This is a genomic window from Micromonospora sp. NPDC049799 (assembly GCF_040656655.1).
Taxonomy (GTDB): domain Bacteria; phylum Actinomycetota; class Actinomycetes; order Mycobacteriales; family Micromonosporaceae; genus Micromonospora.
This window is the reverse complement of the sequence record NZ_JBFAMU010000026.1, coordinates 1-24,259: the sequence shown is the minus strand read 5'-3', so window position 1 is coordinate 24,259 and position 24,259 is coordinate 1. Positions and strand designations below refer to the sequence as shown.

Sequence of the window (24,259 nt, the reverse complement as noted above, 5' to 3'; positions counted from 1 at the left end):
GTCCGGGCGCCGCGCCGGCCGGGGCCGCCGATCCGGCCTGCGGCCGGTTCGCCGCCGACGTCTGCGCCGCGTACCTGCGCATCGCCACCACCGGCCGCGGCGACCGGGCGGCGGTGGACCTGCTGCGCCGCTCCAGCCCGGCCGGCGTGCTCGACCGGATCACCGCACCGACCCTGCTGGTCCAGGGCGAGGCGGACACCCTCTTCCCGCTCGCCGAGGCGGACGCCAACGCGCGCGGCATCGCCGCGAACGGCACACCGGTGCGGGTCGCCTGGTTCACCGGCGGCCACGACGGCGGCGAGGGGCCGAAGACCGACTCGGACCGGGTGAAGTTCCTGACCGTGCAGTGGCTCGACCACTACGTCAAGGGCGAGGGCGACGCCCCGGGCGACGACTTCACCTGGTCCCGCATCGCCGGTTTCGACGCGCTCGACCGGGGTCTGGTCGCCACCGGCTACCGCACCACCGACTACCCCGGCACCGCCGGCACCGGCCGGCGGGACGTCGTCGTCGCCGGCCCGCCGCAGCCGGTCGCCAACCCGCCCGCCGGCAACCCGGCCGCGATCTCCTCGGTGCCCTTCGCCGGTGAACTCTCGTCGCTGCTCGGCGGCGTCGCCGGCGACATACCGGGGCAGCACGCCCGGTTCGAGTCCGCGCCACTGCCCGAGGCGGTGGACGTGGTGGGCGCACCGACGGTCAGCATCCGGGTCGCCTCCGCGACCGGCGAGGCGGTGCTCTTCGTCAAGCTCTACGACGTCGACCCGAACGGCGCGGCCACCCTGCCCAACGGCCTGGTCGCGCCGGTCCGGCTCACCGGCCTGCCGCGCGATGTCGAGGCCGCGCAGCCGGTGACGGTCACCCTGCCGGCGATCGTCCGCCGGATCGAGGCCGGGCACCGGCTCCGCGTGGTCGTGGCCACCTCCGACCAGGCGTACGCCACCCCGGTCGAGCCGGCCGTGCACACGGTGGCCCTCGCTGACGGCGCGGTCGGCCTGCCCACGGTCGACGGCGAGCCGATCCCCACCGCCGCCGCCCTCTGGCGCTGGATCCTCGCCGGCCTGCTCGCCGCCATCGTGCTCGGGCTCGTCGTGGTCGTCGCCGTCGTCCGCCGCCGGCAGCGCCGCCAGGTCAGCTCCGTCCACCCGGCGTACGCGGACACCCCGCTCGCCGTGCGCGAGTTGCGCAAGGAGTACGCCGACGGCTTCGTCGCCGTGTCGAACGTGGACTTCGAGGTCCACCCCGGTCAGGTGGTGGGCCTGCTCGGCCCCAACGGCGCCGGCAAGACCACCACCCTGCGGGTCCTGATGGGGCTGACCCAGCCCACCGCCGGCGAGATCTACGTCTTCGGGCACCGGCTGGTGCCCGGTTCCCCGGTGCTGTCCCGGATCGGCGCGCTCGTCGAGGGGCCCGGCTTCCTGCCGCACCTGTCCGGTCTGGACAACCTGAAGGCGTACTGGCGGGCGACCGGCCGGCCGTGGGAGGACGCGCACTTCGACGAGGCGCTGGACATCGCCGGCCTCGGCTCGTCGGTGCACCGCCGGACGAAGAACTACAGCCACGGCATGCGGCAGCGACTGGCCATCGCGCAGGCCATGCTCGGCCTACCCGAGCTGCTGGTCCTCGACGAGCCCACCGACGGCCTGGACCCGCCGCAGATCGCCGAGATGCGCCGGGTGCTCCAGCGGTACGCCACGGACGGACGGGCGGTGCTGGTCTCCAGCCACCTCCTGGCCGAGGTGGAGCAGACCTGTACGCACGCGGTGGTGGTGAACAAGGGCCGGATCGTCGCCTCCGGGCCGGTCGAGGAGATCGTCGGAGAGTCGCCGAGCGTGCTCTTCGAGGTCAGCGACCCGACGGCGGCCCGGACGGTGCTGGACCGCCTGGACGGGGTACGGGTGCTGCCCGACTCCGAGGGGCAGCTCGTGGTGGACACCAACGGCACCGCGCGCAGCGAGGTGGTGGCCGAGCTGGTGCGGGCCGGCATCGGGGTGGACCGGGTGGTGCCGAGGCGCCGCCTGGAGGACGCGTTCCTCGCCCTGGTGGGCGAGAACTCTCGGGGAAGCGGGGACCGGTGATGGCGGGATCGACGCGCGGGGAGACCACCACGGGGTCGGTGCACCCGTCCGGCGCGGCGGCCGGCTACCGGCCCTCGGCCACGATGCCGTTCGTCGCCGAGTTCCGGCGGCAGGCGTCCCGGCGGCGGACGCAGCTCGCGCTCGGGTTCATGGTGCTGCTGCCGTTGATCATCCTGATCGCGTTCCAGTTCGACACCGGTGACGACGACGACAACGGCAACAACGAGTTCAGCAGCCTGGTCGACCTGGCCACCTCCGGCGGGCTGAACTTCACCCTGTTCACCCTCTTCGTGTCGGCGGGGTTCCTGCTGGTCGTGGTGGTGGCGCTGTTCTGCGGCGACACGGTGGCCAGCGAGGCGAGCTGGGGGAGCCTGCGCTACCTGCTGGCCGTGCCGGTGCCCCGGGCCCGGCTGCTGACCGTGAAGCTGCTGGTGGCGCTCGCGTACTCGGCGATCGCGCTGGTGCTGCTCGCCGGCACCGCCCTGCTCATCGGCACCCTCCGGTACGGCTGGGAGCCGCTGCGCAGCACCGTCGCCGCCCAGCTGGAGCCGGGGGAGGGCCTGCTGCGGCTGCTCGCGGTGCTCGGCTACCTGGCGGTCGTACTCCTGGTGGTGGCCGGCCTGGCGTTCCTGCTGTCGGTGACGACGGACGCCGCGCTCGGCGCGGTCGGCGGCGCCGTGCTGCTGTGGATCCTGTCCAGCATCCTCGACCAGATCACCGCGCTCGGCGCGATCCGGGCGTTCCTGCCGACCCACTTCAGCACCGCCTGGCTGGGCCTGCTGTCGACACCGGTGCAGACCGACGACGTGGTGCGCGGCTGCATCTCCGCGATCAGCTACGCGACCCTGTTCTGGGGCCTGGCCTACTGGCGCTTCACCCGCAAGGACGTGACGAGCTGAACCCGCCCCCGCCCGCCCCGCCCGCCCCGCGCCCTCGGCGGGCACTGGTGGCTGCAGTTTCGGGGAAAGTGTGGCCATCCAGCGCGGAATGGCCACTCTTTCCCTGAACTGCGACGCCGGGCACGGGTGGGTGATCCAGCACGGGTCGTCGGTCACCGGTACCACCGGCTGTTCGGAGCCGTGGTGGCCTGCCGGCAATCGGCGTGCCGGGACTGCCACTGCCGTAACGCCTGGCGGATCCGGTCGCCCTCGGTGCGGGCGGTCGTCGCCTCGCCGGTAGTCGATCCAGTTCGTCGGCGACCCGGTCGAGGTAGGCGTGAACCTGGTTCGGGTCGAGGCCGTGCCAGCGCCGCTCGTCGAAGGTGGCGGCGCGGACGTGCGACGGAAGCAGTCGCTGCCCGGCTCGGTAGATCACGGCGGTCACGCCCTCTCCACGTGGGTGATGTGTGCGCACCGGGGCGGGCGGGGTCGACCGGCACGTCCGCGCGTTGGCGTACCGGCCGGAGCCGGGCACCCGCCCCGGGCCCTTCCCCGTCCCGCGGACGCCCGCGGGCAGGCTTCAGGTGGTCGGTGTGCCGGCTCCGGACAACCCGCCGGTGTACGACGACTGCGCGCTCGGATCAAGGCGGGCATCCTCAAGCCCGGAGACGAGCTGCCGAGTACGCGAGAACTGGCCGACCAGTACGAGACGAGTCCCGTCACCGTGCGGAAGGCCGTCGACATACTCATCGAGTCGGGTGAGTTGCTGGGTAGGCAGGGGTTGGGCGTCTTCGTCAGCGTCCGAGAGCGACCACTGAGGCGTCGTTCGGATGCCGGCCGCCGCGCCACACGTGATCCGTGCCCGCCTGACCGAGGGGGCGTGTCACGTCACAGCAGCGGCGCTGACGGGGTCGGCTCGGGCAGGTCGGGCGGCTCGGTGGTCGGCGTCGGGGTCGGCTCGGGGAGCTTCTTCCAGGCGCTCACCCCGATCCGGCCGGTGTTGCCCAGGTCGATCGGCCCGTCCGGGTCGACGTCCTGCGGGGGTCGGCCTGCCGTCGGTGCCACCTCCAGGCGCTCCCCGTTGGTGGCGACCACGGTCGGGTCGGTGACCAGGTTGCGCCAGAGCACCGCCGCCCCGGCCCGCTCGCCGGGGCGCAGGGTCAACGGGCGGGGCGGGTCGTCGAAGCCCGAGGTGATGCCCGTCGCCCCTCGACCACCCGGACCGTGATCGGCTTCCCGTCGGCGTCGAACAGGCGCAGGACCGGATATCCGCGCAGCGGGTAGGGGTCGCTGCCGCAGTTGACCAGTTCCACACCCATCGCCCGAAGGCCCATCGCGGCGCTGGTACCCATGGCCCGGATCCGTACGCCCGAGGGTGGACACGCGGTCGCCGGCTCGCCCGTGACCGGGCCGTCGGCCGCCGGGGCGGTCCTTCCCGGCGCCGGGTCGGCTGCGGGTCGCGGAGGGGACGGTGCGAGGCCGCACCCGCCGAGCAGCAGCACTCCGGTGACCGGCAGGCCGAGCAGAGCGGTCCGGCGGCGCGCACCGGCGGGTCGAAGGGTCATGATCCGATCCTCGCACCCGGCGCTCAGCAGATGGGATCACACCTCGGCGGTTCGGCCGGCATTGCGTAGACTCGGCGGCACAACTGAATACCTCATCCAGAGGGGCTGAGGGATACGGCCCGACGACGCCCCGGCAACCACTCCGCGCGCTCATCGCTGAGCGACCGGCGGGGCAGGTGCCAATTCCGTCCCCGCCGCACGGTGCGATGCGGGGAAAGATGAGAGGACTCTCGACATGACGTCGACGCTCGCCCCCTCCGGCATCGACACCACCGCCAGCCCCGCCCGCGCCCTGGTCTGCCGCGCCTGTTCGGCGCGCTACCCGCTGGCCGCCCAGCACGCCTGTTACGAGTGTTTCGGGCCGCTGGAGGTCGACTACGACACCGCCGCGCTGGCCGCCGTCACCCGCGAGCAGATCGAGGCCGGCCCGCAGAACATCTGGCGGTACGCGGCGCTGCTGCCCGCCGGCCAGGACCCGGCCACCCGGGTGACCCTGGACCCGGGGCTCACCCCGCTGGTCGCCGCCCCGCACCTCGCCGCGGAGCTGGGCATCACCGCGCCGCTGTGGGTCAAGGACGACAGCGCCAATCCCACCCACTCGTTCAAGGACCGGGTGGTGTCCGTCGCGCTGACCGCCGCCAAGGCGCTCGGCTTCACCCGCTTCGCCTGTGCCTCCACCGGGAACCTGGCCAACTCGGTCGCCGCGCACGCGGCCCGCGCCGGCACGCCCTCGGTGGTCTTCATCCCCAGCGACCTGGAGCAGGGCAAGGTCGTGACCACCGCCGTCTACGGGGGCGAGCTGGTCGCCATCGACGGCTCGTACGACGACGTGAACCGCCTCTGCGGCGAACTGGTGGAGACCGACGAGTTCGAGGACACCGCGTTCGTGAACGTGAACGTCCGGCCGTACTACGCCGAGGGCTCCAAGACTCTCGGCTACGAGGTGGCCGAGCAGCTCGGCTGGCGTATCCCCGCCCAGGTGGTCATCCCGATGGCCTCCGGCGAGCTGCTCACGAAGATCGACAAGGCGTTCTCCGAGCTGGTCGAGATCGGCCTGGTCGAGGCACCGGCCGGCGGCTGGAAGGTCTTCGGCGCCCAGTCGGCCGGCTGCAACCCGATCGCCACGGCCCTGCACGCCGACAGCGACACGATCACCCCGGTCAAGCCGACCGGCATCGCCAAGTCGCTCAACATCGGCGACCCGGCCGCCGGCGTGTACGCGCTGGAGGCGGTGCGGCGTACCGGTGGCTGGATGGAGTACGTCGACGACGACGAGATCCGCGCCGGCATCCGGCTGCTGGCCCGGACGACGGGCGTGTTCGCCGAGACCGCCGGCGGGGTGACCGTGGCGGTGCTGCGCAAGCTCGTGGAGTCCGGCAGGCTCGACCCGACCGCCGAGACCGTCGTGTTCAACACCGGTGAGGGCCTGAAGACCCTCGACGCGGTGGCCGCCGAGGTCGGCCCGACCCACCGCATCAAGCCGTCCCTGCGCGCCGCCCGCGACGCCGGCCTCCTCGGCTGACGACGCGCTTCCCGCCATGATCGTCTGCACGCGAGCGGCCCGACACGCCGCACCGTCGACCGCTCCGGTGCAGACGATCATGGCTGGCCAGCCGCGCCGGAGGCCGCGTCGGTCGAGGGGTGGCTCGCCCGGACGGGGGATCGGGCCGATCCGCGCGGTAACCGGCTTTTCGCGGTGAGTGCGGAAAACGCGCCGTCAAGGACTTGACGACAGGAACCGGGCGGCGCAAGATGCTCCGTGCGGGAGGGCGTTTCGCCGGAGACTTTGATAGTTCTTACGACCCAACGCCGGAGGCGTTGTGCGATCGTCCCTCCCGACCAACGTTCCGAGGGCCAGCGGTTAAATCGCTGGCCCTCGGTGTTTCTCCGGAGCATCCTCGCCACATGAGCATCGTCGTCGCGCCCTTCGACACCGCCGACCCGGCCGCGGTCGACGAGGCACACCGCATCGCCACCGCTGCCACCGTCGCCGACGTCCCGGACTTCCCGGTGGACGAGCGGGAGGAGTTCGGCGTCACGCTGGCCCACCCGATGCCCGGCAACGTCTTCGTGCACGCGCTCGCCCGGATCGACGGAGTGGCGGTCGGGCGCGTCCAGGTGCGGCTGTCGCAGCTGGACAACACCGACCTCGCCAGCGTCACCATCGAAGTCCACCCGGAGCATCGCCGGCGCGGGGTCGGTCGGGCGCTGTTCGCGTACGCCCGCCGGGTGGCCGTCGACGACGGCCGCAAGCGACTGTTCTGGAACGCCGTGGCGACCCTGCCCGGCGGGGCGGTGCGGCCGGAGGCCGGTGCGGCCTTCTCCGCGGCGATGGGTGCGAAGCCGGCGCTGGCAGAGGTCCGCCGCCGGCTGGACACCACCCGAACCAGCCAGGTCGAGCTGGACGACCTGCTGGCCGACGCGCGGTCGAGGGCTGCCGGCTACCGGGTGGTGGGGTGGCACGGTCGGACGCCCGACGAGTACGTCGCCGACGTGGCCCGGCTGGAGAGCCGAATCATCTCCGACGCGCCGATGGGTGACCTGGAGATGGAACCCGAGAAGATCGACACGGACCGCATCCGGGGCATCGAGGTCGTCCTGGCGGCCAGGGGCCGGCGGGCCTACCACCACGGCGCCGTGGACCCGGCGACCGGGCGGCTGGTCGCCTGGACGATGCTCGACGTGGGCGCGTCGGCACCGTGGCACGCCTGGCAGCAGACCACCATCGTCGACCCGGACCATCGCGGCCATCGGCTCGGCCTGCTCGTCAAGATCGAGAATCTCCGGTACGCGTTGGCCCGTGAACCGCGGCTGACCGCGATCGACACGTGGAACGCCGCCGTCAACGACTACATGATCAGCATCAACGAGCGGATGGGTTTCCGGGCCGTCGACGGCTGGACGGACTGGCAGCTGGTCCTCTGAGCAGGCTCGCCGCCCGCGCGGCCCACGGTCGCAGCACCGGCTCGCCGTAGCCGCCGGCGGCCAGACCCGCCCGCCGCTCGAACGTGTTCCCTCGCCCGTAACTGCCGGTCAGGCCGTACGACCAGAGGCACGCCAGCCAGTACGTGGGCCAGAACAGGGGTCCGAGCAGCGCGTACTGCCGGGCGTGCCGCAGCTCGTGACCGAGCAGGTCGGCCCGGTCCGGGTGGAGCAGCCACTCCGGCGGCCGGCGGGTCAACACCACCGAGCCCACCGTGAAGCACTCCTGACGGGGTATCCGCAGGCGGTAGCCGCCGGCCACGATCACCCCGTCCGGCGTACGCACCCGCCGGGTCCGGGCCAGCGTGGCCAGCACCAGCCCGACCGGGGTGGTGCCGTTGAGCCAGGTGGCCCGGGCGCAGGTCCGCTGCCGCACCATCCCAGCATGCGACCGGTCGTCCACGGCCGCCATCGGGCGACCGGCCGCTGACGATCCGTGTTGTGACACTGCTCTACTGATCTGGGGGCTTTCTGTTGCATGATGGCGGGCATGACGGAGACCCCGCACCCCCTGTACGACAGGCACGCCGAGACCCTCAACCGCGCGCTGACCGCGATCACGGAGCGGGGGTACTGGTCCGCCTACCCCGAGTCACCCAGCCCGCGCGTGTACGGCGAGACCGCGGCCGCCGACGGCAGGGCCGCCTTCGAGGCGTACCTGCACGGCGACTTCCCCCTCGACCAGCCCGGTGACGGCGGCACGGTCGCCACCGAGGCGAGTCCGTTCGGCCTGGAGCTGGGCGTTCGCTATCCGCACGCCGCCGCCGACCAGCTCGTCGGCGCCGCGACCGCCGCCCTGCCCGCCTGGCGCGACGCCGGCCCGCAGGCCCGCGCGGGCGTCTGCCTGGAGATCCTCGACCGGCTCCACAAGCACATCTTCGAGCTGGCCAACGCCGTGCAGTTCACCAGCGGCCAGGCGTTCGTGATGGCCTTCCAGGCCGGCGGCGCGCACGCGCTCGACCGCGCGCTGGAGGCGGTCGCCTACGCGTACGCGGAGATGACCCGCCACCCCGGCACGGCCGGCTGGGAGAAGGCCGCCGGCAAGGGCGACCCGCTGCGGATGACCAAGACGTTCCACGTGGTCCCCCGGGGCGTCGCGCTGGTGATCGGCTGCAACACCTTCCCGACCTGGAACTCCTACCCGGGGCTCTTCGCCTCGCTGGTCACCGGCAACCCGGTGGTCGTCAAGCCGCACCCGCGCGCGGTGCTGCCGCTCGCGATCACCGTGCGCTACGCCCGGGAGGTGCTCGCGGAGGCCGGGTTCGACCCGAACCTGGTGCTGCTCGCGGCCGAGGCCCCCGGCGAGACGCTCGCCTCGACCCTGGCCCTGCACCCGTCCGTGCGGATCGTCGACTTCACCGGCTCCACCGAGTACGGCGACTGGCTGGAGGCCAACGCGCGGCAGGCCGCCGTCTACACGGAGAAGGCCGGCCTCAACACCGTCGTGGTCGACTCCACCGACGACTTCGCCGGCATGTGCCGCAACCTCGGCTTCACGCTGACCCTGTACAGCGGCCAGATGTGCACCACCTCGCAGAACATCCTGATCCCCTCGGGCGGCATCGAGACCGACCAGGGGCACAAGAGCTTCGACGAGGTGGCGGGGGGCATCGCGGCGGCGGTCGGGAAGCTCACCGCCGACCCGGCCCGCGGCGTGGAACTGACCGGCGCGATCGTCAACGACGGGGTGCTGGAGCGGCTCGACGAGATCACCAAGGTCGGTGAGCCGGTGCTGGAGTCGCGTACGGTCGAGCACCCCGCCTTCCCGGGCGCCGTGGTGCGTACGCCGACGATCGTCAAGCTCGCCGCCGACGACAACGCCACCTACTCGCGGGAGTGGTTCGGGCCGATCTCCTTCGCCATCGCGACCGACTCCACGGCGCACAGCCTGGAGATCCTGCGCTCGACGGTCGGCGAGAAGGGCGCCCTCACCGCGGCGGTCTACTCCACCGACGAGGCGGTGCTGGACGCCGCCGAGGCGACGGCCATCGAGGTCGGCGTGCACCTGTCCTGCAACCTGACCGGCGGCGTGTTCGTGAACCAGTCGGCGGCGTTCTCCGACTTCCACGGCAGCGGCGCCAACCCGGCGGCCAACTCGGCCCTCACCGACGGCGCCTACGTGGCGAACCGCTTCCGTGTCGTCCAGAGCCGCCGCCACGCCTGACCCGGCGACGGTGAAAGGAAGGGCCCCTCTTAACGCCTGGCGTAGAGGAGGGGCCCTTCTCAACACTCAGGCGGGGCGGCGCATCTGGAGTTCGGTGAGCGCGGGGATCTTCGGGTGCGGAACGCGTACGCCGGTGTCCTCGAAGCCCAGCCGCTGGTAGGCGCGGTAGGCCCGCTCGTTGCCGACCACCACCTCCAGCATCAGCTCCGGCCGCCCGCAGGTGCGTGACCACCTCGCCACCGCCTCGACCAGGTCGCCGAGCAGGCCGGTGCCCCGCCAGGCCGGGGTGAGGTAGACGGCGTACACGACGGTCAGGCCCGGCTCGTCCGGCGTCGCGGTGCCCCCGGCATGCCCGACGAGGCGGCCTCCCGGGTCCGCCACGAACTGGGCGTTCCCCGTGCCCGCCGACGCGTACGCGATCCGGGCCGCGTACTCGGCGTGCGGTCGGGCGGCGGCGTCGGCGATCGTCTCCAGGAACGCCAGCGGCGCGTCCGCGAGCATCTCCAGCCGCAGCGCCCGCATGCGGGCGGCGTCCCGGGGATGGACCCGCCGGACCGGTGCCCTCCGCGCGGCGGGCCACCCGCCGGTGTCCCGTCGGGACGGCAGCCGCACCGCGCTGGGCATCCCCGGACCGGTTGTCATGAGCGCATGCCTACCACAGCGACGGGCGACGATGCCGATCGCACGGAATGCGCCCGATTTGTGGTCGTGCGTGGCCGTCACGCCTCGTGTAGCGTGCGATTCCGGTCACCGATTCAGCGGCCGTCGCCGATCGCCGAACGGTGGTCCCCGGCGGCCGGCGTGCCGGTTCCCGGGTCGTGGAATGCCGCGCAGAGTGAGGAAGTGCACCGTGGCACAGGGCACCGTGAAGTGGTTCAACTCCGAAAAGGGCTACGGCTTCATCGCCGTCGACGGCGGGCAGGACGTCTTCGTTCACTTCTCCGCTATCGAGATGGACGGCTACAAGGCGCTGGACGACGGCCAGCGGGTGGAGTTCGAGATCGCCCAGGGCCAGAAGGGCCCCCAGGCGGAGCGGGTCCGCGTCATCGCCTGACCGGCGACCGGCCCGCCGGGAGCGCCGGGCAGGGGCTGCGGTGCGCGTACGCACCGGGGAGGATCATGAGCCTTTCCAGCTGTCGCTGAGGAGGGTTCTTTGTCCGACCAGCAGCCTCCGGCCACTCCGTCCCCCGGTCCCGGAGACCCCGACCCGTCGGTGCGGCCGACGGGTGACCCCACCGCGCCGCAGCCCGGCCCGGCGCCCCAACCGTGGGAGCCGACCATGGCCCCCGGGGCGTACGGCGCCCCGCCGCCCGGCCCGTACGGCGGCCAGCCGTGGTACCCGGGTGGTCCGGCGGCCTGGCCGGCCCCGGCGTACCCCGGCGGGTGGTTCCCGCCCGGATTGGACCCGAACGATCCGCTGGTCAACCCGCCCGGAGCCGGCGTGGGCGGATGGTGGGCGCGCTGCGTCGGCGCGGTCCGACGCGGCTGGCCCCTGCTGGTGCCGATCCTGCTGCTCACCCAGGTGCTGCCGGCGGCGCTGGTGTCCCTGCTCTCGCTGGCGGTCGACCCGACCGCGCGGTGGGACGCCGACCTGGCCGAGAACCCCGACGCGCTTCCGGACACCTTCCTCGCCGACCTGGCAGCGATGTTGGGCGTGCTCGTCGGTGCGCTGGTGATCTTCGGCCTGGTCCAGGCCGTCGGCTGGGGGGCCGGCACCTGGGTGGTCGCCCGCCAGGCGGCCGGCGAGCCGGTGAGCCTCGGCGGGGCGTTGCGCCACGGCGCCCGCCGGGCCCTCGGTCTGTGGGGGTGGAGCCTGCTGGTGGGCGTGCTGGTCGGGGTCGGTGTCTGCTTCTGCGTCCTGCCCGGGATCTACCTCGTGTTCGCGCTGAGCCTGGCCGGGCCGGTCTACCTCTTCGAGCGGCAGAACCCGATCGGTCGCGCGTTCCGGATGTTCCACGAGCGGCTCGGCCTGGTGCTGGGTCGGATGGCGTTGGTGGCGGTCGCCTTCGTGGTCGTGTCGGTGGTGGCCGGCATCGTCGAGGCGGTCGGCGGGCTGCCGTTCGGCACCACTCCGCTGGATTCGCCCGGTACGGCGGTCGGGATCGTCGTGGTGAGCCTGACCGGTGCGGTGCTGGCCCTGCCGGCGTACCTCGCCTACCTCGTCGGCCTGGTCGTGACGTACGCCGAGCAGCGGGCCTGCGAGGGTCCGGTGAACGCCGCGCGACTTGCCGCGGAACTCGGCTGACCGGGGCACTCGTGCTTGCACTCGGCAGGGGAGAGTGCTAAACAAGTCATTGGCACTCGCATACCGTGAGTGCCAATGGTCGGGGCGGTAGGGCCACGGCCGCAACGGCGCCCAGTCGCTGGTGCGGCACATGGCCGGTCGTCGCGGGCTATCCGGCCCGGCCGAGGAGACGTCGTCGTCGCCAGGTGGCGACGTCCCCAAGGTGCGTACACCAGGCGGCCCATCCGGGACACACACTCGGGTGGCCCGTGAGTGTCCAGGAGGACAACGCCGTATGGCCAAGATGATCGCGTTCGACGAAGAGGCGCGCCGCGGCCTCGAGCGGGGCATGAACCAGCTCGCCGACGCCGTGAAGGTGACGCTCGGCCCCAAGGGCCGCAACGTCGTGCTCGAGAAGAAGTGGGGTGCCCCCACCATCACCAACGATGGTGTGAGCATCGCCAAGGAGATCGAGCTCGAGGACCCGTACGAGAAGATCGGCGCCGAGCTGGTCAAGGAGGTCGCGAAGAAGACCGACGACGTCGCCGGTGACGGCACGACGACGGCGACCGTCCTGGCCCAGGCCCTGGTCCGTGAGGGCCTGCGCAACGTGGCTGCCGGCGCCAACCCGATGGCCCTGAAGCGGGGCATCGAGGCGGCCGTGGCCAGCGTCTCGGAGGAGCTGCTGAAGCTCGCCAAGGACGTCGAGACCAAGGAGCAGATCGCCTCCACCGCCTCCATCTCCGCCGGTGACAGCACCGTCGGCGAGATCATCGCCGAGGCGATGGACAAGGTCGGCAAGGAAGGCGTCATCACCGTCGAGGAGAGCAACACCTTCGGGCTGGAGCTGGAGCTCACCGAGGGTATGCGCTTCGACAAGGGCTACATCTCCGCGTACTTCATGACCGACCCGGAGCGTATGGAGGCCGTCTTCGACGACCCGTACATCCTGATCGTCAACAGCAAGATCTCGTCGGTGAAGGACCTGCTCCCGATCCTGGAGAAGGTCATGCAGGGCGGCAAGCCGCTGCTGATCATCGCCGAGGACCTGGAGGGCGAGGCCCTGGCCACCCTGGTGGTCAACAAGGTCCGGGGCACCTTCAAGTCGGTCGCCGTCAAGGCGCCGGGCTTCGGTGACCGCCGCAAGGCCATGCTGACCGACATCGCCATCCTCACCGGTGGCCAGGTCATCAGCGAGGAGGTCGGCCTCAAGCTGGACGCCGTCAGCGTCGACATGCTGGGCCGGGCCCGCAAGGTCGTGGTGACCAAGGACGAGACCACGATCGTCGACGGTGCCGGTGACGCCGAGCAGATCCAGGGCCGGGTGAACCAGATCCGGGCCGAGATCGACAAGAGCGACTCCGACTACGACCGCGAGAAGCTGCAGGAGCGCCTGGCCAAGCTGGCCGGCGGTGTTGCGGTGATCAAGGTCGGCGCGGCCACCGAGGTCGAGCTCAAGGAGCGCAAGCACCGCATCGAGGACGCCGTCCGCAACGCGAAGGCCGCCGTCGAGGAGGGCATCGTCCCGGGTGGTGGCGTCGCGCTGGTGCAGGCCGGCAAGACCGCCTTCGACAAGCTGGACCTCGCCGGTGACGAGGCGACCGGCGCGCAGATCGTCCGGATCGCGCTGGACGCCCCGCTGCGGCAGATCGCCGTCAACGCCGGCCTCGAGGGCGGCGTCGTGGTGGAGAAGGTACGTAACCTCGACGCGGGCCACGGCCTCAACGCCGCCAACGGCGAGTACGTGGACCTGCTGGCCGCGGGCATCATCGACCCGGCCAAGGTGACCCGGTCGGCGTTGCAGAACGCTGCGTCGATCGCGGCGCTCTTCCTCACCACCGAGGCCGTCGTGGCGGACAAGCCGGAGAAGACCCCGGCCGCCCCGGCTGGTCCGGGTGGCGGGGACATGGACTTCTGAGTCCGGTTTCCTGAACGCCGAAAGGGGCGGGCCGCGTCAGCGGTCCGCCCCTTTCCGTGTTCCGCGCTGGCGACAGCGGCGCGCTCCCGCCTGTCACGTCGGCAGGGGCCGCTGGTTGCGCCGCTTGTGTGCCCGGTCGTACGGCTGCCGGATCTGGACCGGTTCGTCCACCGGCGTGACCGGCTCGTCGGCCGGTTGGTCGGCGCCGGTCATCTCCGCCCGCTGCTCGGCGTCGCCGTAGTCGAGTCGGTCGAACGGCAACGGGCCGGGCAGTTCGTCGTCCGTGGTCATGAGAGCCTCCTCTACCGAAACGGTAGGGGGCGTCGATGACCCATGCGGGCGAATGACGTTATCTGGGTCTATATCCCATTCGCCCCTTTATTGATCTCCGAGCGTCCTCCGGTACAGGAAGAACACCCGCTCGATCCGCGCGCCCGCGCTGCCCGAGTAGAACGGCACGGGTCCCACCCAGCCGATCTGCGCGGTGTCGATTCCCGCCGCCCGCTGGTCGGCCAGGCAGCGCCGCAGCAGCACCCCGCCGATACCCGAACCCTCGGCCGCCGGCGCCGTGCCCATCGGGCCGAACCAGCTGGGCCGGGACGACCCCCACGCCGCGAAACCGAGCAGCTCGCCCTCGCGTTCCGCCAGGTGGCAGCCCGCCCGGTCACGGCCGAGCGACCCGGCCAGCTCCTCGTCCCACGAACCACCGAAGGTGGAACGGGCGAAGGCCGTCAGCGCCGGCAGGTCCGCCGGCTCCGCGCGCCGTACCGACACACCCTGGCCGGCCAGCCGCGCCTCCGCGGTCTCCGTCGGCCGCAGGGCGGGGGATCCGGCGTACGACAGGTCGGCGGTCATGTTCCACGCCGTCCGGTCCTGCGTGTAGCCGAGCGCCAGTGCGGCGCAGACCGCCGGGGTGTAACGCACGTCGATACCGGGCCAGCCGTACCAGGGCGGGTTGCCGGCGAGCAGCACTTCGGCCGCGCCCAGCCCGGCGAGCGTCCGCTCGGCGTACGACAGCAGCGCCCGCCCGACGCCGCGCCGACGGTGCGCCGGATCCACCGCCACCAGGTCGACGTGCCCGAGTCGGGTGTCCCGCCCGGAGATCGAGCAGACCACCGTCCCGACCAGCTCTGCACCCCGGTACGCGCCGAGCGCCACCACCGGCCGGTCGGCGCCCGCCCGGATCCACAACGTGTCGATCAGGGCGTCCGCCTCGGCCGCGTCCTCGGGCAGGTCCAGCGCCCGCCGGCACAGCCCCACCACATCCGGCACACGGTCGGCGGCCAGCTCGGTGACGATGATCTCCGCGTCCATGGTCGCCGACCCTAGAGCACCGGGGGTCACCTGTTAAGAAGGGGCCCTTTCACCTCACCAGGCGTTAAGCGGGGGCCTTCCTTACCGCCCTTCCTTACCGCTGGGCGGCCTGGACGGCGGCGTACGCGTCGACCAGCCCGGCGCCGACGACGTTCCGCGGGTCGCCGCAGGTGTCCGTCGGCACCTGCGCGGGTGTCGCGGTCTCGGCGAGGATCCGCCGCGTCCGGTCCAGGTCCCCGACCAGCGCCGGGTTCGCCGACCACATCAGCGCCACCACGCCCGCCACCTGGGGGGTCGCCATGGAGGTGCCGCTGAGCGACCCGTACCCGCCCCCGGGCATCGCGGAGAGGACCTCCTCGCCCGGCGCGACCAGGTCCGGCTTGGCGACCCCGCCTGGTGCCGGTCCCCGCGACGAGAAGCTGGCCACCCGGCGCCGGTCGTCCACCGCGCCCACGGTGAGCACCTCCGCGTACGGCGCGGGCGGATCGTCGAGCGAGCCACAGGAGGGTCCGGTGTTGCCGGCCGCCGCGACGACCATGATCCCGGCGGCGTCGAGCGCGGCGGCGGCCGGCCGGAGCACGCCCGGGTCGCAACCCTCGATCGATGGGCAGCCCCACGAGTTGGTGAGGATCTCCGGCGCGCGGGCGGGGCGACCGTCGGTGAACGGGTCCCCGCCGGGCGGGAACGGGGCGAGCATGAACTGGAGGCAGTCCAGGTAGTGGGCGGGGTTGCCCAGGTTGCGGTCCAGGTTGACGCAGCCCACCCAGCCGGCGCCCGGGGCCACCCCGACGCCGTTGCGGCCCACCGCGCTGCCGACCGTGTGGGTGCCGTGGCCGCCCTGGTCGGTGGGGAAGCGGGTGGCGTCCCACGGGTCGTACCAGGAATCGTCGCCGCCCCGGAAACCCTCGGCCAGCGCCGGATGCCTCCCGTCCACCCCCGAGTCGGAGCTGCCCACGGTGACGCCGGTGCCGGTCACTCCCAGCTCCGACCAGACCTTGTCCGCGCCGATCAGGCGGACGTTCCACTCCGGTCCGGTCGGCGCGGGGGCGTCGCCCCGGGTCACGCCGGCCGGCTCGGGCAGCGGCCGTACCCGCTGGCTCACCAGCACGCGGGCCACCTCGGGCCGGCCGGCCAGCCAGGCCCGCACCGCGGGGCCGCCGTCCACCTCGATCGCGTTGACCAGGTAGTACGAGGTGTGGTCGAGCCGCAGCCAGCGCAGGTCCCGGCGCAGGTCGGCCTGCGTCCGGTCGGCGGTCTCCACGAGCCGCCGGTAGACCTCGGTCGCCCGTGCGTCCCGCCCCGCCTTCCCGGGTGCGGTGGGGACGCCGCTCAGGTCCGCCTGGTCCCGGAGCACCACCAGCAGCCGCTCGCCGTGCAGGCCGGGTTGACCGGGGCCGACCGCGACCACCCCGACGGTGGCCAGCAGGACCGCGGCGGTCACCCCGGCCACCCGCCGGCGCGGCAGACCGCCGCGGGGACGGGCGAACAGCACGCCGTACGCGACGGCGAGCACGGCCGCGACGGCGAGCCCGGCGCCGGCGGCAGCCGCCACCCAGTACGGCACGTCGCGGGTGTTGACCAGGACGACGCTGATCTCCTCGGGATCGGTGAACGCCAGCGGGCCGAACACGCCGAGCCCGACCAGCCAGCCGGTCGCCGGGCGCGTGACCGCCGGCCCCGGGTCGGGTTCCGCGCCGGCCGGACCGGTGTCGGTGGAGATCGGGGCGGTGTCGGCCGACCGGCGGGTCGCCATGGCCAGGGCGGCGAGCGCGAAACCGGTCGGCGGCAGGGTCAGCAGGAGCGGCAACTGGGCACCCGACTGGCCGACCCCGGCCCCCAGCAGCAGCAGCGCCACCCCGGCGACCAGTCCGCCGACCAGCACCAGCCGCGCCGGCCGGGGCGGCGTGCCGACCGCGAACACCGACCAGAAGGCGTCGTCCAGCAGCGCGGTGGCCACCATGCCGACCGCCGCCGCCGCGAGGACGGCGAGCAGGGTCTCCAGCAGCCCGCCGAGCGCGCCCACCCACACCCACGGCAGCAGCAGGGCCAGCCCGGCGGTCACCCCGAGCCTCCCCACCGCGATCTTGCAGTTTGGGTCGCTCGATTGCGGCCTTCGCCCCATTCGCCCCGGCAGAAAGTGCAAGATCGCGGGAGTGGGCCGGGTTGCGTCGCTCGTGCGGGTGCGGCCCAGCCGGCGGGCGGCGAGGGCGGCTACGGCGGCGGTGACGGCGAGGGCCGCGAGGTAGGCCTCGTGGTGCACCGGGGGGAGGGCCCGGAGCAGCCCCAGCAGCCCCAGCACGAGCACCCCGGCCAACCAGACCCGGCCCGTCGCCCGGACCGCCGCCGAGCGCGGCACCAGCGCCAGCGCCAGCGCGGGCGCACCGGCCAGCAGCACCGTGGCCAGCGCCACCACCGGCCACAGCCAGACCGCCCGGTCCAGGCCCGACGCGAGCAGCACCTGGTCGGTCAGCCACCCGCCGAACTGGGAGACCACGGTGAACCCGACGATCCAGAGCCCGGTGAACACGGCCGCCACCACCGCCCATGGACCCGGGCGGGGCGGAGCGGGATGAACGGGTCGACCGGGGGGAAACGGTGGGCCGATCTCCATGCCCCGACAGTACGGCGCGGGCGGTGCATGCCGTCGGACGGCCACGACCGCTACCGTGGAACCGTGCGTGACCCCAACGTGTCCCGGTCCGTGGCCGGCCAGCTCTCGCCCGAGCGGCGTGCCGCCGACCTGCGCCGACTCCGGGCGGAACGCTTCGACGTCCTGATCATCGGCGGGGGTGTGACCGGAGCGGGCGCCGCCCTGGACGCCGCCTCCCGAGGTCTCAAGGTGGCCCTGGTGGAGGCGCGCGACTACGCCGCCGGCACCTCCAGCCGGTCCAGCAAGCTCATCCACGGCGGCCTGCGCTACCTGGAGCAGTTGGAGTTCCACCTGGTGCACGAGGCGCTGACCGAGCGCGGGCTGCTGGCCACCCGGCTCGCACCGCACCTCGTCCGGCCGGTGCCGATCCTCGTTCCGCTGCCCGCCGGTAACGGCATCCGGGACCTGCCGGCCCGACTGTTCCGCCGCTCCTACTACGGGGCCGGCGTGGCCGCGTACGACGCCTTCGCGGGCGTCTTCGGCGGCGGTCGCGGGATGCCGCTGCACCGGCACCTCACCCGCGAGGGTGCCCGGCGGATCTTCCCCAGCCTGCGTCCCGACACCCTGGCCGGCGCCATCCGCTACTACGACGGGCAGGTCGACGACGCCCGGCTGGTGGTCACGCTGGCCCGGACGGCGGCCAGCCTCGGCGCGACCGTGGTCACCAGCACCCGGGCGGTCGGCCTGATCCGGCAGGCCCGCGAGGTGACCGGCGTCCGGGTCCGCGACCTGGAGGCGCCCGCCGGCTCCGAGGCCGAGTTCGAGGTACGCGCCCGGGTGGTCATCGGCGCCACCGGCGTGTGGAGCGACGACATGTCGCGGATGCTCAACGACGTGGGGCTGCGCCCCGGCATCCGGGTGCGGGCCTCCAAGGGCGTCCACCTCGTGGTGCCCCGCTCGGCGATCACCGGTGAGGCCGGCCTGATCCTGCGCACCGCCACCAGCGTGCTCTTCGTCATCCCGTGGGGTGGGCACTGGATCATCGGCACCACGGACACCGACTGGCGGCTGGACCGCTCCCACCCGTCCGCCTCGGCCCGTGACATCGAGTACCTGCTCGACCAGGTCAACACGGTGCTCGACCGGCCGCTCACCACCGCCGACATCGAGGGCGTGTACGCGGGCCTGCGGCCGCTGCTGGCCGGCGAGGCCGACTCCACCTCGAAGCTGTCCCGCGAGCACGCGGTCTTCGAGCCCATGCTCGGCCTGCTGCTGGTGGCCGGCGGCAAGTACACGACGTACCGGGTGATGGCCTCGGACGTGGTCGACCGGGCCGCGCACCGGCTCGGCGCGGTCCGTCCGTCGCGTACCGCCGACCTGCCGCTGCTCGGCGCCGACGGGTACGCGCCCATGTGGCGGGACCGGGCCGACCTGGCTCGCCGGCACGGCGTGCCGGTCGGAGTGGTGGAGCACCTGCTGGAGCGGTACGGCACCCTCACCCGCGACCTGCTCGCCCTGATCGACGCCGACCCGCTGCAGGCCTCCCCGCTGGCCGGTGCCCCGGAGTACCTGGCCGCCGAGGTGACGTACGCGACCCGCGCCGAGGGGGCGCTGCACCTGGAGGACGTGCTGACCCGGCGTACCCGGATCTCGTTCGAGACCGCGCACCGGGGCCTGGACTCGGCCGAGCACACCGCCGAGCTGATGGGCGCGGTGCTCGGGTGGGACGCGGCGACGCGTGCTCGCGAGGTGGAGCACTACCGGGCCCGGGTGGAGGCCGAGCGGCAGTCCCAGCTGATGCCGGACGACGCCACGGCGGACGCGGCCCGACTGGGGGCGCCGGACGTACGCGGTTTCGCGGCCGACCGCGGTGGTGACGGCGACCCCGCTGAACTTCCGTCGTCCTCCCGCTGACCGATGGTCCGAAAGACCGTCCATCATCGATGCCCGACCGGTCGGCCGGTTTCGAGCGCTACCTACGGTGGGGTAGGTTGCGGCGCGTGGTTCCCCCTTCCTGGTCGCGTCCGGTCCTTTTGTCCGTAGCCGTGCTGACCGTGATCGTGCTCGCCGGCTGCTCCGGCGCCGACGCCGGTGGAGCGCCCCGAACGGACGGGTCCGCGGCGGGCCGGCCGGGGCTGCCGGGCGCGGCCACCGCCGAGAAGGGCCGGGTCAGCCTGTTGCAGAAGGTCGGCGACGACGGCCCGCTGCGGAGCCTCAACGTGCAGGCGGACGGCCGGTGGGAGTGCGCCGACTGCGCCGGGGACGGTGTCACGTCGACCGGCGCCCTCGACGCGGAACAGGTGAAGCGGTTGCAGGACCTGCTCGCCGACCCCGGGCTGGCGAAGGAGACCGACCAGGCCCGGGAGTACCGGGTGAGCTGCATCGACGCGCTCACGTCGAGCCTGGTCACCACGGTCGGGCTGATCACCTCGCAGGACTGCCCGGGTGAGGAGAAGCCACCGGTCGCGTACGAGATCCTGCTGCTGCTCACCCAGGCCACGCCGGCCGAGCCCACCGCCTGAGCGGCCCCGTCAGAGCACCTTGCCCGGGTTGAACAGCCCGTCCGGGTCGAGCGCCGCCTTGATCGCCCGGTGCACCCGGACGCCGACCGGGCCGATCTCCCGGGCCAGCCAGTCCCGCTTGAGCAGGCCGACGCCGTGCTCCCCGGTGCAGGTGCCACCCAGGTCCAGGCCGAGCCGCATGATCTCGTCGAACGCGCGCCGGCCCCGCTCCAGGCTCCCCGGGTCGGCCCGGTCCACCACGATGTTCGGGTGCATGTTGCCGTCCCCGGCGTGCCCCACGACGCCGATCGGCACCTCGCACTCCGCCGCGATCCGAGCCACCCCGTCGAGCAGGGCGGCCAGCGATCCCCGGGGCACGGCCACGTCGTCGATGACCAGCCCGCCGGTGCCGTCCGGGTACGTCTCGGCCGCGTACCTCTCCATCGCCGGATGGGCGAGCCGGCGGGCCTGCAACAGCGCCGCGGCCTCGACCGCGTCGGTGGCCGCGTAGACCTCGTCGGCGCCCGCCTCCTCGCACACCCGGGTCAGGCCGGCCAGGTCGTCCGGCGCCCGGGAGCCGGTGTCGACGGCGGCCAGCAGCAGCGCCTGCGCGTCGGTGCGCAGACCCATCGGCCGGTACGCCTCGATCGCCCGCAGGTGGGTCTGGTCGAGCAGCTCCAGCAGGCTGGGGGAGAGGCCCTGGGCGGCGATCTCGGCGACCGCCGTGCCGGCCGCGGCGGTGGACGGGAAGACCGCCACCATGGTCAACGACTCCGCCGGGGCGGGCCGCAGGGCGACGGTCACCTCGGTGATCACCCCGAGGGTCCCCTCGGATCCGACGAACAGACGGGTCAGGTCGTAGCCCGCCACCCCCTTGGCGGTACGCCGGCCGGTGCGCAGCACCTCGCCGTCGGCGAGCACCACCTCCAGGCCCAGCACGTACTCGGTGGTGACTCCGTACTTGACGCAGCACATGCCGCCCGCGTTGGTGGAGACATTGCCGCCGATGGTGGACGACTCCCAGGAGCCGGGGTCGGGCGGGTACCAGAGGCCCTGCTTCGCGACGGCGGCGGCGAGCGCGGCGTTGACCACGCCCGGCTGCACCACCGCGATCCGGCTGACCGGGTCGATCTCTCCGATCGCGTCCATCGCGACCGTGCTGAGCACCACCGCGCCGTCGACCGCGTTCGCCGCGCCCGCCAGCCCGGTCCGCGCCCCCTGCGGCACCACCGGTACGCCGTGCCGCGCCGCCGCCCGCACCACCGCGACGACCTCTTCGGTCGTCCGTGGGCGGGTGACCACCAGCGGCGTACCGGACGCGCAGAGGTCGGCCTCGTCCCGCTCGTGCATCCGGAGCAGGTCGGGGTCGGTCAGCACGGCGTCGTCGCCGAGGGCGGCGCGCAGCTCGTCGAGGAGGGGGGTACCAGCCATGCCGGGAAGGCTACGGTCGTCGCCACGTGATCATCAACCGGCGCGGGGCGGGGCTAGATTGGCCGCCATGCTCTATGTCGACCGGCCGGCCTGGCCCTGGCGCGGGCGGCTCTGGTCGCATCTGATCAGCGACGTCTCCCCGGCGGAGCTGCACGCCTTCGCCGAGGCGTTGGGCGTGTCCCGCCGGGCCTTCGACCGGGACCACTACGACATCCCGGCCGAGCGCTTCGCCATGGCGGTCTGGCTCGGCGCCGAGGTGGTCCCGAGCCGCGACCTGGTGGCGCTTCTGCGTCGCTCCGGCCTCCGCCGCCCCAAGCACCTCACCCGCCCTGCCCGCTGACTCTCCCGCCGTCGTCGCGCCTTCCCCGATCCGGGGCGGTGTGGTCGACCCCGGCGTCGTCGTGACCGAGAGTGGTCGTCGTGGCGGCGGAGCCGGCGGACCGAGCGACGGGCCGGAGGGTCAGGTGAGGGTGGCCAGTTCGCGTACGAGGTTGCCGCGGGCGGCGGCCTCCCAGGCCGTGGACGGTCCCGGGAGGTGGAAGAGCGCGGGGAGGGCGAGGAGACTCCGGAGCACGTCGGCGCGGCCGGCGCGGAACGCCGGGTCGGGCACGTGGGCGTACTCCGCGCGGACCGCGGCGGCGTAGCGGTCGTACGCCTCCGGAGCGCCGGCGAGGACGGCCAGGTCGGCGTCGCAGAGCAGCGCGCCGTCGGTGTCGGCCGGGTCGGGGGCGTGACCGGCGGTGAGCAGAACCAGGCGGCGGACCTCGGCCACGGCGGCGGCCGGCAGACCGCACCGGGTGAGCAGCGTGCCGGCCAGCGCGGCGCTGTCCCGCTCGTTGGCGTCGCCCGCGGCCCGCGGGTCGTACACCGCGTCGTGGCACCAGGCCGCGAGCCGGACCAGGTCCGGGCGCCGGGCCAGCGGGGCGTACGCGTCGACGACGTCCAGCACGGCGGACAGGTGCGTGAGCGTGTGGTAGTGCCGGTGCGGCTCTCCCCAGCGGGCGAGGAGGTCGTCTCCGGCGGCGGCCACCGCCGCCAGGTCGGTCGCCCCCGCGTCCCGGGCCGCCGCCCGCCACCGCTCGGTCAGGTCCACCACGCCGCCGAGTCTGCCGCCTCCATCCGGCACGTCGAAAAGGGGGAGCCTTCCGCACGATTCACCGTGCGTGGCGCGGGTAGTCCCGGCCATGGCCGTGGCCCGGGAGCGCCGACACTCGCTGATGCGTCGGGTGGGACTGCGCGACGGCGCACGTGACGTCGACGGCGCCCGAATCGCCGGGGCGATGGAGCAGATCCGGCACCGGGGACGCGCCAACCTGCACGACCGGCTGCACCGCGTGCGGTTGTCGATGGGTCTGGCCGTCCAGGCCGGCCTCGCCGCCGGCCTGTCCTGGCTGGCGGCCCACGAACTCCTCGGCAACCCGCAGCCGGTGTTCGCGCCGATCTCCGCGGTCGGCACGCTCGCCGTCTCGGTCGGCCAGCGGTTCAAGCGTACGGTCGAGCTGATCGTCGGGGTCGCGATCGGCGTGGCGCTCGGCGACCTCCTCATCTTCCTGCTGGGCACCGGCCCGTGGCAGCTCGGCCTGGTGGTCTTCGCGGCGATCATCCTGACCGTCTTCGCCGGCGCGAGCGTCGCCATCGTCATCCAGGCCGCGGCGACGGCGGTGCTGATCGTCACGCTCAGCCCGTCGACCGAGAACCTGGAGTTACCCCGGTTCGTCGACGCCTTCGTCGGCGGCGGCATCGCGCTGCTGGTCACCGCCGTGCTGCTGCCGCTGAACCCGCTCCGCGTGATCAACCGGGCCGCGCGCCCGGCGCTGGACCTGCTCGCGGCCCAACTGGACACCACCGCGGACGGCCTCCGCGAACGGGACCGGAACAAGGTGCAGCAGTCCCTGGAACGACTGCGGAACAACAAGGACGAGCTGAACACCTTCACCGAGGCGATCGAGGGGGCGAAGGAGACCGCGATGCTCTCGCCGGCCCGGTGGCACCGGCGCGACGAACTCACCCACTACGGCGAGGCGGCCGAGCCGATCGACCGGGCGATGCGCAATACGGGCACCCTGATCCGCCGCTCGGTGACCCTCATCGAGGACGAGGAGGCCATCCCGGAGCCGATGCCGGACTCGGTGGGCCACCTCGCCGAGTCGGTGCGCATGCTCAAGCACGAGTTCGCCGTCGGTGAGGAACCGGAGAAGGCCCGGGAGCGGGCGCTGCGAGCGGTCAGCGAGGCCGGTCGGGCGTACAAGGAGGGGGTGGGGTTCTCCGGCAACGTCGTGATCGCCCAGGTGCGGACCACCGCGAGTGACCTGCTGGTCGCCTCCGGCCTCAGCCAGGAGGAGGCGAACCGGCTGGTCCGGGAGTCCTTCGGCGACCGGCCCCAGCCGGGCGGGCAGGCCGAGCCGGAGAGCGCTCCGAAACCACCCACCGCCCCACCCGTCGGCTGAGGCCGTCCGGTTCAGCCCAGGTCGCCGAGCGCGGCGAGGAGCCGGTCCACGTGCTCGGCCGTGCTGCCCAGGCCGATGCTGGCCCGCAGGGCGGTGGCCGGCATCCACTCGCGGAGACGATCGAGGCGTTCGCCGAACTCGTCGACGCCGGTGACATCGGCCAGTGGGGC

21 protein-coding genes, 2 pseudogenes and 1 riboswitch are annotated in these 24,259 nt (G+C 73.4%); of the genes and pseudogenes, 13 read left to right on the top strand and 10 right to left on the bottom strand.

Features of this window, described 5'->3' with window-relative positions:
• Both AB0I76_RS04440 and AB0I76_RS04435 read left to right on the top strand, forming a co-directional pair.
• Positions 1–2,075: ATP-binding cassette domain-containing protein (locus tag AB0I76_RS04440; protein ID WP_357029821.1), on the top strand; the 2,075-nt coding region annotated here is incomplete at its 5' end.
• Positions 2,075–2,974: an ABC transporter permease subunit gene (locus AB0I76_RS04435; RefSeq protein WP_357029818.1), complete on the top strand. Its 900-nt coding sequence runs from the start codon at positions 2,075–2,077 to the stop codon at positions 2,972–2,974. The genes AB0I76_RS04440 and AB0I76_RS04435, both read left to right, overlap by 1 nt.
• Before the next feature lie 152 nt (positions 2,975–3,126).
• Here the strand turns inward: AB0I76_RS04435 and AB0I76_RS04430 are convergent.
• Positions 3,127–3,398, bottom strand: a pseudogene (locus AB0I76_RS04430) (DivIVA domain-containing protein).
• Between the two features lie 183 nt (positions 3,399–3,581).
• Between AB0I76_RS04430 and AB0I76_RS04425 the strand changes: the two are divergent.
• A pseudogene (locus AB0I76_RS04425) lies at positions 3,582–3,755 on the top strand (GntR family transcriptional regulator); the annotation flags it as partial.
• Positions 3,756–3,841: 86 nt separating this feature from the next.
• Here AB0I76_RS04425 and AB0I76_RS04420 read toward each other — a convergent pair.
• Positions 3,842–4,117 (bottom strand): DUF4232 domain-containing protein, encoded by a 276-nt coding sequence (locus AB0I76_RS04420; protein WP_357029816.1) that lies wholly within the window; start codon positions 4,115–4,117, stop codon positions 3,842–3,844.
• Positions 4,114–4,518: a DUF4232 domain-containing protein gene (locus AB0I76_RS04415; protein ID WP_357029814.1), complete on the bottom strand. Its 405-nt coding sequence runs from the start codon at positions 4,516–4,518 to the stop codon at positions 4,114–4,116. Before AB0I76_RS04415 ends, AB0I76_RS04420 begins: the two co-directional genes overlap by 4 nt.
• 89 nt (positions 4,519–4,607) lie before the next feature.
• A riboswitch (SAM riboswitch) is annotated at positions 4,608–4,743 on the top strand.
• A 10-nt stretch (positions 4,744–4,753) separates the two neighbouring features.
• Here AB0I76_RS04415 and thrC point away from each other — a divergent pair.
• Positions 4,754–6,040, top strand: coding sequence for a threonine synthase (gene thrC, locus AB0I76_RS04410; RefSeq protein WP_357029812.1), 1,287 nt, complete (start codon positions 4,754–4,756; stop codon positions 6,038–6,040).
• A gap of 383 nt (positions 6,041–6,423) precedes the next feature.
• Complete coding sequence (locus tag AB0I76_RS04405; RefSeq protein WP_357029810.1) at positions 6,424–7,443, top strand: GNAT family N-acetyltransferase; 1,020 nt, start codon at positions 6,424–6,426, stop codon at positions 7,441–7,443.
• On the opposite strand, the gene AB0I76_RS04400 is transcribed toward AB0I76_RS04405, so the two are convergent.
• A complete protein-coding gene (locus AB0I76_RS04400; RefSeq protein ID WP_357029808.1) occupies positions 7,382–7,879 on the bottom strand; it encodes a hypothetical protein in 498 nt (165 codons plus the stop codon). The genes AB0I76_RS04405 and AB0I76_RS04400 overlap by 62 nt on opposite strands.
• Before the next feature lie 111 nt (positions 7,880–7,990).
• Here AB0I76_RS04400 and paaN point away from each other — a divergent pair, with 111 nt between their 5' ends.
• Positions 7,991–9,664, top strand: coding sequence for a phenylacetic acid degradation protein PaaN (gene paaN / locus AB0I76_RS04395; protein WP_357029806.1), 1,674 nt, complete (start codon positions 7,991–7,993; stop codon positions 9,662–9,664).
• Positions 9,665–9,730: 66 nt separating this feature from the next.
• On the opposite strand, the gene AB0I76_RS04390 is transcribed toward paaN, so the two are convergent.
• On the bottom strand, positions 9,731–10,288 hold the full coding sequence (locus AB0I76_RS04390; RefSeq protein ID WP_357029829.1) for a GNAT family N-acetyltransferase: 558 nt from the start codon (positions 10,286–10,288) through the stop codon (positions 9,731–9,733).
• Positions 10,289–10,514: 226 nt separating this feature from the next.
• Between AB0I76_RS04390 and AB0I76_RS04385 the strand changes: the two genes are divergently transcribed.
• From AB0I76_RS04385 to groL, 3 genes are all read left to right on the top strand, one after another.
• Positions 10,515–10,718 (top strand): cold-shock protein, encoded by a 204-nt coding sequence (locus AB0I76_RS04385; protein WP_067305333.1) that lies wholly within the window; start codon positions 10,515–10,517, stop codon positions 10,716–10,718.
• Positions 10,719–10,943: 225 nt separating this feature from the next.
• Positions 10,944–11,909: a hypothetical protein gene (locus AB0I76_RS04380; protein ID WP_357029804.1), complete on the top strand. Its 966-nt coding sequence runs from the start codon at positions 10,944–10,946 to the stop codon at positions 11,907–11,909.
• 274 nt (positions 11,910–12,183) lie between these two features.
• A complete protein-coding gene (groL, locus tag AB0I76_RS04375) occupies positions 12,184–13,806 on the top strand; it encodes a chaperonin GroEL (RefSeq protein ID WP_357029802.1) in 1,623 nt (540 codons plus the stop codon).
• 93 nt (positions 13,807–13,899) lie between these two features.
• On the opposite strand, the gene AB0I76_RS04370 is transcribed toward groL, so the two are convergent.
• The 3 genes from AB0I76_RS04370 to AB0I76_RS04360 form a co-directional block, all read right to left on the bottom strand.
• Complete coding sequence (locus AB0I76_RS04370) at positions 13,900–14,097, bottom strand: hypothetical protein (RefSeq protein WP_357029800.1); 198 nt, start codon at positions 14,095–14,097, stop codon at positions 13,900–13,902.
• 87 nt (positions 14,098–14,184) lie between these two features.
• Complete coding sequence (locus AB0I76_RS04365) at positions 14,185–15,120, bottom strand: GNAT family N-acetyltransferase (protein WP_357029798.1); 936 nt, start codon at positions 15,118–15,120, stop codon at positions 14,185–14,187.
• A gap of 94 nt (positions 15,121–15,214) precedes the next feature.
• Positions 15,215–17,659: a S8 family serine peptidase gene (locus AB0I76_RS04360; RefSeq protein WP_357029827.1), complete on the bottom strand. Its 2,445-nt coding sequence runs from the start codon at positions 17,657–17,659 to the stop codon at positions 15,215–15,217.
• A gap of 150 nt (positions 17,660–17,809) precedes the next feature.
• On the opposite strand from AB0I76_RS04360, the gene AB0I76_RS04355 reads away from it, so the two are divergent.
• Positions 17,810–19,624: a glycerol-3-phosphate dehydrogenase/oxidase gene (locus tag AB0I76_RS04355; protein WP_357029825.1), complete on the top strand. Its 1,815-nt coding sequence runs from the start codon at positions 17,810–17,812 to the stop codon at positions 19,622–19,624.
• A 131-nt stretch (positions 19,625–19,755) separates the two neighbouring features.
• Positions 19,756–20,232, top strand: a complete 477-nt coding sequence (locus AB0I76_RS04350; protein WP_357029796.1) for a hypothetical protein — start codon at positions 19,756–19,758, stop codon at positions 20,230–20,232.
• A gap of 9 nt (positions 20,233–20,241) precedes the next feature.
• On the opposite strand, the gene AB0I76_RS04345 is transcribed toward AB0I76_RS04350, so the two are convergent.
• Positions 20,242–21,642 (bottom strand): FAD-linked oxidase C-terminal domain-containing protein, encoded by a 1,401-nt coding sequence (locus AB0I76_RS04345; protein WP_357029794.1) that lies wholly within the window; start codon positions 21,640–21,642, stop codon positions 20,242–20,244.
• 67 nt (positions 21,643–21,709) lie between these two features.
• Between AB0I76_RS04345 and AB0I76_RS04340 the strand changes: the two genes are divergently transcribed.
• Positions 21,710–21,982 carry a DUF4031 domain-containing protein gene (locus tag AB0I76_RS04340; protein WP_357029792.1) on the top strand — a complete coding sequence of 91 codons (273 nt, stop codon included), beginning with the start codon at positions 21,710–21,712 and terminating at the stop codon, positions 21,980–21,982.
• Positions 21,983–22,102: 120 nt separating this feature from the next.
• Here AB0I76_RS04340 and AB0I76_RS04335 read toward each other — a convergent pair whose 3' ends face one another.
• Complete coding sequence (locus AB0I76_RS04335; protein WP_357029790.1) at positions 22,103–22,738, bottom strand: metal-dependent phosphohydrolase; 636 nt, start codon at positions 22,736–22,738, stop codon at positions 22,103–22,105.
• Between the two features lie 121 nt (positions 22,739–22,859).
• Between AB0I76_RS04335 and AB0I76_RS04330 the strand changes: the two genes are divergently transcribed.
• Complete coding sequence (locus AB0I76_RS04330) at positions 22,860–24,089, top strand: FUSC family protein (protein ID WP_357029823.1); 1,230 nt, start codon at positions 22,860–22,862, stop codon at positions 24,087–24,089.
• The last annotated feature ends 170 nt before the right edge of the window (positions 24,090–24,259 follow it).